Source organism: Pseudomonas paraversuta, from assembly GCF_904063065.1.
GTDB classification, from domain to species: domain Bacteria; phylum Pseudomonadota; class Gammaproteobacteria; order Pseudomonadales; family Pseudomonadaceae; genus Aquipseudomonas; species Aquipseudomonas paraversuta.
The window spans coordinates 184,843-198,461 of sequence record NZ_CAJFCL010000004.1 but is presented as its reverse complement, the minus strand read 5'-3'; the positions used below and the strand labels follow the sequence as shown (position 1 = coordinate 198,461).

At 60.1% G+C, this 13,619-nt stretch carries 10 protein-coding genes and 1 riboswitch; of the genes, 5 read left to right on the top strand and 5 right to left on the bottom strand.

Annotated features, from left to right (window positions below):
• The first annotated feature begins 2 nt into the window (after window positions 1–2).
• Both msbA and hldE read left to right on the top strand, forming a co-directional pair.
• Window positions 3–1,811, top strand: coding sequence for a lipid A export permease/ATP-binding protein MsbA (gene msbA / locus JQ845_RS09825; RefSeq protein ID WP_003438945.1), 1,809 nt, complete (start codon window positions 3–5; stop codon window positions 1,809–1,811).
• A gap of 171 nt (window positions 1,812–1,982) precedes the next feature.
• The gene (hldE, locus tag JQ845_RS09820) at window positions 1,983–3,404 is read left to right on the top strand and encodes a bifunctional D-glycero-beta-D-manno-heptose-7-phosphate kinase/D-glycero-beta-D-manno-heptose 1-phosphate adenylyltransferase HldE (RefSeq protein ID WP_003438946.1); all 1,422 of its coding nucleotides are present in this window, start codon (window positions 1,983–1,985) and stop codon (window positions 3,402–3,404) included.
• A gap of 69 nt (window positions 3,405–3,473) precedes the next feature.
• On the opposite strand, the gene JQ845_RS09815 is transcribed toward hldE, so the two are convergent.
• The 4 genes from JQ845_RS09815 to JQ845_RS09800 form a co-directional block, all read right to left on the bottom strand.
• On the bottom strand, window positions 3,474–4,433 hold the full coding sequence (locus JQ845_RS09815; RefSeq protein WP_003438949.1) for a hypothetical protein: 960 nt from the start codon (window positions 4,431–4,433) through the stop codon (window positions 3,474–3,476).
• Between the two features lie 41 nt (window positions 4,434–4,474).
• On the bottom strand, window positions 4,475–5,287 hold the full coding sequence (locus JQ845_RS09810) for an aldo/keto reductase (protein ID WP_127195731.1): 813 nt from the start codon (window positions 5,285–5,287) through the stop codon (window positions 4,475–4,477).
• Window positions 5,284–6,459, bottom strand: coding sequence for an NAD(P)/FAD-dependent oxidoreductase (locus JQ845_RS09805; protein WP_202211085.1), 1,176 nt, complete (start codon window positions 6,457–6,459; stop codon window positions 5,284–5,286). The genes JQ845_RS09810 and JQ845_RS09805 overlap by 4 nt, the downstream gene beginning before the upstream one ends.
• A gap of 130 nt (window positions 6,460–6,589) precedes the next feature.
• Window positions 6,590–6,922, bottom strand: coding sequence for a DMT family transporter (locus JQ845_RS09800; protein WP_003438955.1), 333 nt, complete (start codon window positions 6,920–6,922; stop codon window positions 6,590–6,592).
• Between the two features lie 164 nt (window positions 6,923–7,086).
• On the opposite strand from JQ845_RS09800, the gene waaA reads away from it, so the two are divergent.
• The gene (gene waaA, locus JQ845_RS09795; protein WP_203008933.1) at window positions 7,087–8,364 is read left to right on the top strand and encodes a lipid IV(A) 3-deoxy-D-manno-octulosonic acid transferase; all 1,278 of its coding nucleotides are present in this window, start codon (window positions 7,087–7,089) and stop codon (window positions 8,362–8,364) included.
• A 40-nt stretch (window positions 8,365–8,404) separates the two neighbouring features.
• On the opposite strand, the gene JQ845_RS09790 is transcribed toward waaA, so the two are convergent.
• Window positions 8,405–9,841: a TolC family outer membrane protein gene (locus JQ845_RS09790; protein WP_003438959.1), complete on the bottom strand. Its 1,437-nt coding sequence runs from the start codon at window positions 9,839–9,841 to the stop codon at window positions 8,405–8,407.
• Between the two features lie 180 nt (window positions 9,842–10,021).
• A riboswitch (TPP riboswitch) is annotated at window positions 10,022–10,127 on the top strand.
• Window positions 10,128–10,281: 154 nt separating this feature from the next.
• On the opposite strand from JQ845_RS09790, the gene thiC reads away from it, so the two are divergent.
• Window positions 10,282–12,171 (top strand): phosphomethylpyrimidine synthase ThiC, encoded by a 1,890-nt coding sequence (gene thiC / locus JQ845_RS09785; RefSeq protein WP_010656259.1) that lies wholly within the window; start codon window positions 10,282–10,284, stop codon window positions 12,169–12,171.
• Window positions 12,172–12,287: 116 nt separating this feature from the next.
• Window positions 12,288–13,553, top strand: coding sequence for a putative hydroxymethylpyrimidine transporter CytX (gene cytX, locus JQ845_RS09780; protein WP_037001306.1), 1,266 nt, complete (start codon window positions 12,288–12,290; stop codon window positions 13,551–13,553).
• The last annotated feature ends 66 nt before the right edge of the window (window positions 13,554–13,619 follow it).

Here is a 13,619-nt window from a genome sequence, read left to right as displayed (position 1 = left end):
ATATGACTGAATCCAGCCCCAGCGAAAGCCAATCGAGCGTAAGAATCTATCTGCGTCTTTTAGGCTATGTCCGACCCTACATCGGCCTTTTCCTGCTGAGTATTGTCGGGTTCCTTATTTTCGCTTCGACTCAACCCATGCTTGGTTACATCCTCAAGTATTTCGTTGACGGCCTGTCGAACCCGGATGCGGTGTTGTTTCCCAGCGTCCCTTACCTGCGTGATTTACGTCTGCTGCAGGCCGTGCCGATACTGATTGTGTTGATTGCAGCATGGCAAGGCCTGGGCTCGTTTCTGGGTAACTACTTTCTGGCCAAGGTGTCCCTCGGCCTGGTGCATGACTTGCGGGTCCAGCTGTTCAACAACCTGCTGGTACTGCCCAACCGCTATTTCGACAAGCACAACTCCGGCCATCTGATCTCGCGCATTACCTTCAACGTGACGATGGTGACCGGGGCCGCCACTGATGCAATCAAGGTGGTTATCCGCGAAGGCATGACGGTGGTGTTCCTGTTCGCCTCGTTGCTGTGGATGAACTGGCGCCTGACCCTGGTGATGATCGCAATTTTGCCGCTGATTGCGGTGATGGTGAGTACCGCCAGTAAAAAATTCCGTAAACAGAGCAAGAAAATCCAGGTGGCAATGGGTGATGTAACCCACGTAGCGTCCGAGACCATCCAGGGTTATCGCGTCGTACGCAGCTTCGGCGGCGAGACCTACGAGCAGAAGCGCTTTCTGCAAGCCAGCCAGAGCAACACGGACAAGCAACTGCGCATGACCCGCACCGGCGCGATTTACACGCCGATGCTGCAACTGGTCATTTATATCGCCATGGGCATCCTGATGTTCCTGGTGCTCTACCTGCGTGGCGATGCCTCCGCGGGCGACATGATTGCCTACATCACCCTGGCCGGCTTGTTGCCCAAGCCGATTCGTCAGTTGTCGGAAGTCAGCTCCACCATCCAGAAAGGCGTGGCCGGGGCTGAAAGCATTTTCGAGCAGCTGGATGAAAAACCGGAAGTGGACACCGGAACCGTTGAGCGTGACCAGATTACGGGGCGTGTAGAGGTGCGTAACCTCAACTTCACTTACCCGGACACTGACCGCCAAGTGCTCAAGAATGTATCGTTCATCGCCGAACCCGGGCAGATGGTGGCTCTGGTCGGGCGTTCCGGTAGCGGCAAGTCGACACTGGCGAACCTGATTCCGCGCTTCTATCACCACTCCTCGGGCGAAATTCTGCTCGACGGGGTAGAGATTGAACAATATCGCTTGCTCAACCTGCGCCGCCATATCGCCCAGGTAACCCAGCACGTGACCCTGTTCAGCGACACCGTTGCCAACAATATTGCCTATGGCGACCTGGCCGGTGCACCCCGGGCCGATATCGAAAAGGCCGCGCGCGATGCTTACGCGATGGACTTCATCGAGCAGCTGCCGCAAGGCCTGGACACCCAGGTCGGTGAAAACGGCGTGCTGCTTTCCGGCGGTCAGCGTCAGCGTCTGGCAATTGCCCGGGCACTGCTCAAAAACGCCCCGGTGCTGATTCTCGATGAAGCGACCTCGGCTCTCGATACCGAGTCCGAGCGCCATATTCAGGCGGCACTGGATCACGTCATGAAGGGCCGCACCACGCTGGTGATTGCCCATCGTCTGTCAACGATTGAAAAAGCCGACATGATCCTGGTCATGGATCAGGGCGAGATCGTCGAACGTGGTACCCATACACAGTTGCTGGCGCAAAACGGTTACTACGCCCGACTGCACTCGATGGGGCTCGATGCCCCGCAGACCTCCGGCGATATCGCCTAGGGTCATCCTGATTTATGGGCGCCGGCCAGCCGGCGCCCATAAATATGCCTAAGGGCGATCAGGGTTTGTAGCCCTCGCCTGATTCTCATTCGCTGCATTAATACCGTGAACTGACCTGGGTTCACCCTGTGTTAATATCGCGCCTCTGTTCATTTTGTATGTGGGTTCTCCATGAAGTTGTCCATGCCGCGATTCGATCAAGCCCCTGTCTTGGTGGTAGGCGATGTCATGCTCGACCGTTATTGGCATGGCGGAACCTCGCGGATTTCCCCTGAGGCGCCAGTGCCGGTGGTCAAGGTTGAGCAAATCGAAGACCGTCCGGGCGGTGCTGCCAACGTTGCCTTGAACATTGCCGCTCTGGGCGCGCCGGCATCTCTGGTCGGTGTGACCGGCGATGACGAAGCTGCCGACAGCCTGGCCAATAGCCTCAAGGGCGCAGGCGTACGCGCACTGTTCCAGCGCATCGCGCACCAGCCGACCATCGTCAAGCTGCGGGTCATGAGCCGCCACCAGCAACTGCTGCGTATCGACTTCGAAGAACCGTTCGCCACCGACGCGCAGGCGTTGGGGGCCGAGGTGGAAAATCTCCTTGAAGGCATCAAGGTGCTGGTGCTGTCCGACTACGGCAAAGGCGCATTGAAAAACCACCAGGTATTGATCCAGGCCGCGCGTGCCCGGGGCATCCCGGTGCTGGCCGATCCCAAGGGCAAGGACTTCTCGATCTACCGGGGTGCGAGCCTGATCACGCCCAACCTCAGCGAGTTTGAAACCATCGTTGGCGGTTGCGCCGATGAGGCAGATCTGGTGGCCAAAGGCGCCAAATTGATGGCTGACCTGGACCTCGGCGCCTTGCTGGTAACCCGCGGCGAACACGGCATGACCCTGTTGCGTCCGGGCTTTGCGGCCATGCACCTGCCGGCCCGCGCCCGCGAAGTGTTCGACGTGACGGGAGCCGGTGACACGGTTATCTCTACCCTGGCGGCGGCCATTGCCGCGGGTGAAGAACTGCCCCACGCTGTGGCGCTGGCCAATCTGGCTGCCGGGATTGTGGTTGGCAAGCTGGGGACGGCTGCCATCAGTGCTCCGGAGTTGCGGCGCGCGATCCAGCGCGAAGAGGGTTCCGAGCGCGGTGTGCTGAAACTCGATCAGCTGCTGCTGGCCATCGACGATGCCCGGGCCCACAACGAGAAAATAGTGTTCACCAACGGCTGCTTCGACATTTTGCATGCCGGCCACGTGACCTATCTGGAGCAGGCGCGGGCGCAGGGCGATCGTCTGATCGTTGCAGTCAACGACGATGCTTCGGTGAGCCGCCTGAAAGGCCCGGGGCGTCCGATCAACAGCGTTGACCGGCGCATGGCGGTACTGGCCGGTCTGGGCGCGGTGGACTGGGTGATCAGCTTTCCTGAAGCGACCCCTGAAAACCTGCTGGCTCAGGTCAAGCCGGACGTGCTGGTAAAAGGCGGTGACTACGGGATCGACCAGGTCGTGGGTGCCGATATCGTGACGTCTTATGGCGGCACCGTGAAAGTGCTGGGGCTGGTTGAAAACAGTTCGACCACGGCGATTGTCGATAAAATCCGCGGCCAGTAATGATCCCGTCTCTGCAAGAGTGAGCTTGCTCGCGATCTTTTGATCTTGAAAAAGCTTGCTCCTGCAGTGTCATGCCTTGCTCTTCACCACCTTCCTGAATATCTGCCGTGCCTTGCCGGTCAGGCTTTTTAGTCTCGACTCCTTGCCCGGCACGCTCAAACCTTGCTGCACGAGCCAGTCCTTCCAGCGAATGCGCTCATCACTCACCACCCAGCCTTCTTGACGGGCAAAACTCTCGGCAAGATACAGGCCGCGGGTGCTGGCGCTGTGCAGACGATCCTTGTGCAGGGTGTAGAGCTCGGCACAGGGCTGGCCGTCAGTCAGCGGCATCAGGTACAGGTCTGCACGTTTGCGGTCGAGTCGCGCCACTAACTGGTCGCCCTCCAGCCGTTCGTCGACGTGGAACAGGCTCAGTGACTTGGCTTCCTTGGGCACTTCCAGGCGCAGGTCGTAAATCAGCTGCAGCGATGCCGTCGGCAAGTGCACGTAGGCCCTGGGGCGCTCGATCAATGGCTGACTGCCACAGCGAACCGGGCGAGCCGCGCCGGACAAGGGCGTGAGACGAAAGGGCAGGGCCTCTCGGTAATGCAGGGCGCTGGCGTAAGGCGCGGGCAGCCATGTTTCGTTGAAGCGCCCGCTGAGCCAGCCTTCCGGGGTTTCCAGCAAGCACTCTTCGGCAATCTCCTGGATGGCTGTGTGCAGGGGCAGGCTGACCTCGTGGGCAGGCACGTAGCCCGAGATCAGTTTGAGCACTACGTCGCCACGATCCTGGCGACGCTGGCGCACCAGCACCCAGTAATCGCGGCCTTGCCAGTTCAGCGTCAGGCGGACGGAGACCCCGAGGTTGGCCAGTTCCAGGGAAAATCGCTGATTGTCGGCGACGTTCACCGGGCGGCGTTTTTGCAAGGTTTGCGCAAAGTTCAGGGGTCTGCCGATGGTCTGGTAGCTCAAGCCTTCGGGCGTGGCTTCGACAAACAACGGCAGGGTCTTAAAGTCGCTGGGGTTTTTGCGAATCAGCGAACGCGGCATGTCGGCTCCTTCTTGCGTCGGGGTCGGCCGCGTCGGCGGCTTTAGAGGTTACGCAGAACCTGGGCAACGGTTGCCACGTTATGGGCCAAGTGCAGCGGATTGATGGTGCCGACAATAGCACTGGCAACCCCGGGATGGCCAAATACCAGTTCGAAGCTGGCGCGTACCGGATCAACCCCGGGACTGAGGCAAACATGACCGCTGGCCAGGGCTTTTTTAACCAGAATCGCTTTGCCGTGGGCTGCCGCGTAATCGATGACCGGGCGTTCGGCCTGTTCGTTGAGGTTGTAGGTGACCATCGCGCAGTCGCCGGTTTCCAGGGCTTTGAGCCCGCCCTCGACGGTTTTTCCCGACAGGCCGAAACCGCGGATCTTACCTTCGCGCTTCAACTCGGCCAGGGTCTCGTAGACCTGGGCTTCGTTGAGGATAGCAAGGTCATTGCCATCCGAATGCACGAGGACCAGATCGATAAAATCCGTTTCCAGACGTTGCAGGCTGCGTTCAACCGAGCGCCGGGTATGTGCGGCACTGAAGTCGTGATGTGATACGCCGTTATCGAACTCTTCGCCGACCTTGCTGACAATCACCCAGTCTTGACGCTGACCCCGCAGCAACGGGCCCAGACGCTCTTCACTGTGGCCATAGGCGGGGGCGGTGTCGATCAGGTTGATACCCAGGTCCTGACTCAGCTTGAGCAGCATTTTCGCTTCGCCATCATCCGGGATCTTGAAACCGCTGGGGTATTTCACCCCTTGGTCACGTCCCAGTTTGACAGTGCCGAGCCCCAGCGGTGAAACCATCAGGCCGGTACTGCCCAGCGGGCGGTGGAACGGGTGCAGGGTTGGCTGGCTCATGGCAACAGTTGCTCCCATGGGGTTTGAGCCAATGGCGGGCGTACAAATTCGGGAAGTACAGGGGCATTGCCTGGCTGGATACCGTCGTTGTGCAGTGCGGTGATGACCCGGTCCGAGAAGTCGGGTGCCAGTGCCAGCTTGGTCGGCCAGCCAACCAGCAAGCGACCCTGGTCGGCGAGGAAGGCGTTGTCCGGACGTACCAGTCCGGACTGTGCAGGCTCTGCCCGGTTGACCCGCAGCGTGGCCCATTGCGCCTGGCTCAGATCGACCCACGGCAGCAAATTGCCCAGTTCTTTTTGCGCCACGGCGATTTGTTCGGCCGGTGTGCGGGCCACTCCATCGGCCTCGGCAATGTCACCGCCCAGGTACCAGACCCACTCGCCATTGGCTGCCGGATGGGTGGTCACGGTAATCCGTGGCTTGGGGCCGCCGCCCAGACAGTGGGCGTACAGCGGTTTGAGGCTCGGGCCTTTGACCAGCACCATGTGCAGCGGCCGCAATTGTTGCGCGGGTACGCTGATCCCGGCACTGGCCAGTAGTTCGGCATTGCCGGCTCCGGCACTGAAAACGATGCGTTGGGCATGGATCTCGCGCCCGTCGATCCGTAGTCCGATCAGTTCTTCGTTGGCAAACACAGGCTCAATATTCTGGCCAGACAGCAAACCGTCGCCGCCCAGTTCGGCCAGGCGTTCAATCAGGCTGGGGACATCGACCACCAGTTCGGCCAACCGGTACACCTTGCCCTTGAATCGCGGGTCTTGCAGGGCCGGCGGCAGTTGATCGCCTTTGACTTGATCAACACGACCGCGCACGGCTTTGCTGGCAAAGAAGCTGGTGAGATTGCCGGCCAGGGTGCCGGGTGACCACAGGTAGTGGGCTTCGGAGAGCAAGCGTACCCCGGTCAAATCCAGCTCGCCGGTACCGGCAAGGGCTTCGCGCCAGCGGCGGGGCATATCGGCAATGGCTTCAGAGGCGCCGGTCAGCGCGCCATGTAACGCGTACTTGGCACCGCCGTGGATGATGCCCTGGGACTTTACGGTCTGTGCGCCGCCCAGGGTCCGGCTCTCGACCAGTACCGTAGAAAAGCCCTGGCGGCGCAGGCGGGCATTGAGCCAGAGGCCAGCAACACCAGCGCCGACAATCAGTACGTCGGTGGAAATAACGGATGGCATGGTCGACCTCAGCGTTCAAAGACAAGGCCGGGAGTATACAGGCTGATCCGCACTCTGACTTTTAGTGGGCGTTGAGGATTTATGGGGGCTTGGGTCTGACTTGTCGAGCGACTACAGGGTAACGGGCGGATTAGTGCCCCGCTGTTTTCGAAAACAGCTGGATCACCACCACCCCGAGCACGATCAGACCCATGCCGAGCATGGCCGGCACGTCGAGTTTCTGGCCATAGATAAACAGCGCGGCGATGCTCACCAGCACGATTCCCAGGCCTGCCCATACGGCATAGGCCACACCCACCGGGATAGTACGCACCACCAGGGTCAGCATCCAGAATGCGGTGGCGTAACCGGCAATCACCAGAATCAGTGGCAACGGCGTGCTGAAACCTTTGATCGCCTTCATGGAAACGGTGGCGATCACTTCGGCGCAGATGGCGATGGCCAGGTAGTAGTAGGCGTTCATGGTGGAGTCCTGAGGAGTAATGCGGGGCAATTTAACAGTAAGCCATTCTAGAGAGTGTAAAAGTGTATTGCGTTTTGATTACGACAGATCCGCCAGACATCTCGACATGACCGGGTCCGCGGGTGCCATCATGGGTAATACTTTTTCAAGTAAACTCTGTGCCCATGAATAGAACTCTCTACACCTTGCTGTTTCATCTGGGGCTGCCTCTGGTGGCGATTCGCTTGTGGCTGCGGGCGCGCAAGGCGCCGGCCTATGCCAAGCGTGTGGGCGAGCGCTTCGCGCTGAACTTTCCGCTGCTGCAGCCGGGCGGGATTTGGGTGCACGCCGTGTCTGTGGGCGAGAGTATCGCTGCCGCACCGATGATCCGGGCGTTGCTCAAGCGTTATCCACAGTTGCCCATTACCGTGACGTGCATGACGCCCACCGGGTCCGAGCGGATCAAAGCCTTGTTCGCCGACGAACCGCGGATCCAGCATTGCTACCTGCCTTACGATTTGCCCTGGGCGGCGGCGCGCTTTCTGGATCGGGTACAGCCGGTACTGGCGGTGATCATGGAAACCGAACTGTGGCCCAACCACATACACCAGTGCGCCCGGCGCGGCATTCCGGTGGCGCTGGCCAATGCCCGGCTCTCAGCCCGTTCGGCCAAGGGCTATGCACGGTTTGCCAAACTGACCCGGCCAATGCTCGAGGAAATGAGCCTGATCGCGGTCCAGACAGCGACCGAAGCCGAGCGTTTCCGTGCATTGGGCGCCCGCCCTGAATGTGTGGAAGTGACAGGTTCAATCAAGTTTGACCTGAGCATCGATCCGCAATTGCTGATCAAGGCCGGCGAACTGCGTGAACACTGGCAAGCACAAAGCCGCCCGGTGTGGATTGCTGCCAGCACCCATGAAGGCGAAGACGCGATTGTGCTCGCGGCCCATCGTCAATTGCTGTCCAGCCATCCCGATGCCCTGCTGATTCTGGTACCGCGTCACCCGGAGCGCTTCAACTCGGTGTTCGAACTGTGCCGGCGCGAGGGTTTCGCCACCGTGCGCCGCTCAAGTGGCGAGCACGTCGGTGCCGGGGTGCAGGTGCTGTTGGGCGACACCATGGGCGAGTTGCTGTTTTTGTATGCGCTGGCCGACAGTGCGTTTGTCGGCGGCAGTCTGGTCGCCAATGGCGGGCACAACCTGCTGGAGCCGGCGGCCCTGGCCAAACCGGTATTGAGCGGTCCGCATCTGTTCAACTTCCTCGAAATCGCCGTGCTGTTGCGCGAGGCCGGGGCACTTGAAGAGGTGGATGACGCGCAAGGACTGGCGGTTGCGTTACAGCGCCTGTTTGAACTGCCCCAGGACGCGCAGCGCATGGGCGAAGCCGGATTGAAGGTGATGCAGGCCAATCAGGGCGCGCTGCAGCGCCTGCTGGATGGCCTGGGACGATTTCTCAAGATTTGATCCGGGGCTGGCCTGCAACCTTGCGGTTGCAGGCGGTTGTTCAATTGCCCGGTGAGCGCATATTGGCTTCGGCGGCCTGGGCCAGGTCCGGTGGCAGGAAGTCCTTGTCCGGGTTGTAGTCAGGCTTCAGATAGCGCGACAGCGCTTCGAGATCCCCCGGGTTCAAGGTGCCCGCAGCCTGTTTGAGCCGCAGGTTGTCGAGGATGTAGTCATAGCGCGAATTGTTGTAATCGCGCACCGAGGTATAGAGCTGGCGCTGGGCATCGAGCACGTCGACGATGTTGCGCGTGCCTACCTGATAACCGATTTCTGTGGCTTCCAGCGCACTCTGGTTGGAGATGATCGACTGTTTGCGCGCTTGTACCTGCTCGACATCGGTATTGACCGCGCGGTGCAGGTTGCGGGTGTTTTCGACCACCTGGCGGCGCATCGATTCACGCTGCTGTTCGGTCTGGTTCAAGCGCGAATAGGATTCGCGCACTTGCGAGCTGGTCAGGCCGCCGCTGTAGATCGGGATGTTGAGCTGCAAGCCGATGCTGCGTTGCGACACATCCCCGCTGTAGCGCTGCTGCAGCGCATTCGGGTTGCTCAGGCCAAAACCGTCGTTGTCGCCGGTTTTGTATTGCGCTACCGCATCCAGGGTCGGCGCGTGACCGGCCTTGCGCTGCTTGAGGGTTTCTTCGGCAGCTGCCACCGCAAAGTTGCTGGCCAGCAGATTGAGGTTTTGCTGGGCTGCGGTATCGACCCAGGCCTTGGCGTCATTTGGCGTCGGCGGCAGGATCGGCAGGGTGTGACGCATGCCTTCAATCGAGTTGTACTGGCGGTTGGTCAGGGTGATCAAGGCTTCAAACGCATCCGCCACCTGGCGCTGTGCCAGGAGCCGGTTGGCCCGTGCCGTGTCATAGCTGGCCTGGGATTGCAGCACGTCGGTCTTGTCCGACAGGCCCACGTCAAAGCGCTCGCGCGATTGATCCAGCTGGCGCTTGAACGCGGCTTCTTCAGCCTTGGTCGAGGCCAGCGTGTCCTGGGCGCGCAGTACCGAGAAGTACGACTCGGCGGTTTGCAGGATCAGGTTCTGCTCGGTGGCCGACAGTTGCAGGGCAGCCTGTTCGTTGACCGATTCGGCGGCTTTCAACTGGAACCAGCGGTCAGCGCGAAAAATCGGCTGCGCCAGTGTGGCCTGATACACCACGGCACTGCGGGTGGTGGTCAGCGATGGCTGGTCAATGGAAGTGCGCACGTTGCTCGACTCGGCACCCCCCGACAGGTTGGGCAGCAAGCCGGCACGGGCCTGGGGTACGACTTCCTTGCGGGCATCGTAATCGGCGCGGGCAGCTGCCAGATCGGCGTTGTTGTCGACCGCTTCGTGGTAGACGCTGACCAGCCCGTTCTGACTGGATAGCGGGGCTTGTGTATCCAGCGCCATTGCGTTGGTCGCCCAGGACACGGCGATAGCCAGTGAAAGTTTGCGCAGCATGAGCGATCCCTAGTTCAATAATGCGAAAAATAAAGGCCCGAGGCCGTGTTCCGACGCTCGTGGTTTCAAGACGTAGCGAGTGTAGTGGTGGTGGCATCTTGCAACAATGCCGTTATAGCGCCTTTCATCACGCGGTTCATATCGGGTTGGCGTTCTGCGTCACTCTTCAATAGACTGGCCGGGTTCTTGTCGGGGTGCCTTGCTATGAGGCTGAGATCGAATAATTTCGGATCCCGTTGAACCTGATCAGGTTAACGCCTGCGTAGGGAACAAGATTTCTCGTCTCCCGGCGAGTCCTCTTGAGTGCCGTCCGGGATCGATTGTTCAATAAATGATCAATCGTTCGAGGTCGCCACTCAGCATCCAGTCCTTGGGTGCATCCGTGCTTTTTTCAGGTTCTACCTCCGACAATCCGCCTGGATGCAGTCTGGAGAGCCGTGATGAGTACAAAACCAAAAAACGCGATCAATCTCAGTGATTCGGCCAAGGTCGATGAACAATCGGTCAAGCCGTTTACCCGATCACAAAAAGTCTACGTACAGGGCTCGCGCCCGGACATTCTGGTGCCGATGCGTGAAGTCAGCCTGGATGTCACGCCCACTGATTTTGGCGGCGAAATCAACGCGCCGGTATTGATCTACGACACCTCGGGCCCGTATACCGATCCGTCTGTGCAGATCGACGTGCGCAAAGGCCTGGGCGACGTGCGCTCGGCGTGGATCGATGACCGTGGCGACACTGAACGCCTGGCGGGCCTGAGCTCCAATTTCGGGCAGATGCGTCTCGACGATGCAGAACTGACCAAGCTGCGTTTCGCCCACGTGAAAAATCCGCGTCGGGCCAGGGCCGGGGCCAACGTCAGCCAGATGCACTATGCGCGTCGGGGCATCATTACCGCCGAGATGGAATACGTCGCCATCCGCGAAAACATGAAGTTGCAAGAAGCCCGGGCTGCCGGTCTGCTGGATCAGCAGCACCCGGGCCACAGTTTTGGCGCCAGCATCCCGAAAGAAATCACTGCCGAATTCGTGCGCGAAGAGATCGCCCGCGGGCGCGCCATCATCCCGGCCAACATTAACCACGTTGAGCTGGAACCGATGATTATCGGGCGTAATTTCCTGGTGAAAATCAACGGCAACATCGGCAACAGTGCGCTGGGCTCCTCCATTGAAGAAGAAGTGGCCAAGCTGACCTGGGGCATTCGCTGGGGTTCGGACACGGTCATGGACCTGTCCACCGGCAAACATATTCACGAAACCCGCGAGTGGATCATCCGCAACTCGCCGGTGCCGATCGGTACCGTGCCGATTTATCAGGCGCTGGAGAAGGTTAACGGCGCGGCCGAAGACCTGACCTGGGAATTGTTCCGCGACACCCTGATCGAACAGGCCGAGCAGGGCGTCGACTACTTCACCATTCACGCCGGCGTGTTGTTGCGCTATGTGCCGTTGACCGCCAAGCGCGTGACCGGGATTGTCTCGCGCGGTGGTTCGATCATGGCCAAGTGGTGCCTGGCGCACCACAAAGAAAACTTCCTCTATACCCATTTCGACGAAATCTGCGAAATCATGAAGGCCTACGACGTCAGCTTCTCGCTGGGCGATGGCCTGCGTCCGGGCTCGATCGCCGACGCCAACGATGCAGCACAGTTCGGTGAGCTGGAAACCCTCGGTGAACTGACCAAAATCGCCTGGAAACACGACGTGCAGTGCATGATCGAAGGGCCGGGCCACGTGCCGATGCAACTGATCAAGGAGAACATGGACAAGCAGCTGGAGTGCTGTGACGAGGCGCCGTTCTACACTCTGGGCCCGCTGACCACCGATATTGCGCCGGGTTACGACCACATCACTTCGGGCATCGGCGCAGCCATGATCGGCTGGTTCGGTTGCGCCATGCTTTGTTACGTCACACCCAAGGAACACCTGGGGTTGCCGAACAAGGATGACGTGAAGACCGGGATCATCACTTATAAGATCGCGGCCCACGCTGCCGACCTGGCCAAGGGTCATCCGGGGGCGCAAATCCGCGACAACGCATTGAGCAAGGCGCGCTTTGAATTCCGTTGGGAGGACCAGTTCAACCTTGGTCTGGACCCGGACACGGCCCGTTCTTACCACGACGAAACCCTGCCCAAGGATTCGGCCAAGGTCGCGCACTTCTGTTCCATGTGCGGGCCAAAATTCTGCTCGATGAAAATCACCCAGGAGGTGCGCATCTACGCCGCCAATCAGCGCATTGAAACGGTGGATGCAGAAGTCGCCCAGGGCCTGGCGGAGCAGGCCGAGCGCTTCAAGCAGGAAGGCAGCCAGCTGTACAAAAAAGTCTGATCTAAACCCCGAGTCGCCGGCAAGCCGGCTCCCACAATGATTGCGCCGATATTGTGCGAGCCGGTTTGCCGGCGATTGCGAGCGTAAAAAACCAACGTCCCTTCGAGATTCATTCCTTGAACACACCCAGCACCTATTCCCCTGACATTGCGGTACCCGGTGACAAGCGCGTGTTCGGCGCCCGTGATCTGTTCTCCCTGTGGTTCTCCCTCGGCATTGGCCTGATGGTGTTGCAGACCGGCGCGTTACTGGCGCCGGGCCTGGGTCTTTCAGGGTCATTGCTGGCGATTTTCCTCGGCACCCTGGTGGGCGTGGCCCTGCTGGCTTCGGTCGGGGTGATCGGCAGCGATACCGGACTGTCCTCCATGGCTGCCCTCAAACTCAGCCTCGGCACCCGGGGTGCCATGCTCCCGGCCATGCTCAACGTGTTGCAACTGATCGGCTGGGGCTCGTTTGAAATCATCGTGATGCGCGATGCCGCAAGCTTGCTGGGCGCCCGCGCTTTCGGCGAAGGCAGCCTGTTGACCAGCCCGATGCTGTGGACCCTGTTATTTGGTGCCCTGGCCACCTTGCTCGCGGTTAGCGGACCGCTGACTTTTGTGCGCAAGGTGCTGCGTAAGTGGGGCATCTGGCTGCTGCTGGCGGCGTGTCTGTGGCTGACCTGGAACCTGTTCGCCAAAGCTGATCTGCCTGCCCTGTGGGCGCAAAAGGGTGACGGGTCGCTGCCGTTCGCACTGGGCTTTGACATTGCCATCGCCATGCCGCTGTCGTGGCTGCCGTTGATCGCCGACTATTCGCGCTTTGGCAAGCGCGCCAGAAATGTGTTCGGCGGCACCGCGCTGGGCTTTTTTATTGGCAACTTCTGGTTGATGAGTCTGGGGGTGGCCTACACGCTGGCGTTCGCCCCGAGTGGCGAAGTCAATGCGTTGCTATTGGCGCTGGCGGGTGCGGGGCTGGGGATTCCGTTGTTGCTGATCTTGCTCGACGAGTCCGAAAACGCCTTTGCCGACATTCATTCGGCGGCAGTCTCCGGCGGGATTTTGTCGCAGGTCAAAGTTGAGCATCTGGCGCTGACCATTGGTGTGATCTGCACCCTGATCGCCTGTTTCGCGCCGTTGGCGCAGTACCAGAACTTCTTGCTGCTGATCGGCTCGGTGTTCGCGCCGCTGTTTGGCGTGGTGCTGGTGGATCACTTCATTTTGCGCAAACGCAGTGCCCGGGTTTCGGTCTCATTATTCCGCTGGTCGACATTGCTGGCCTGGGGCGGCGGGGTGCTGACCTATCATCTGCTGGCGAATCTGTTTGCGGATGTGGGGGCGACCTTGCCGGCCTTGTTGCTGGCCGGGCTGCTGCAGTGGGTGCTGGGACGTAACAGAGTCTGAAGCAGCAAGCTGCAAGCCATAAGCTTGCAGCTTGCGAGCAAGCTAGCTAGCTCCTGCAGTGGACGG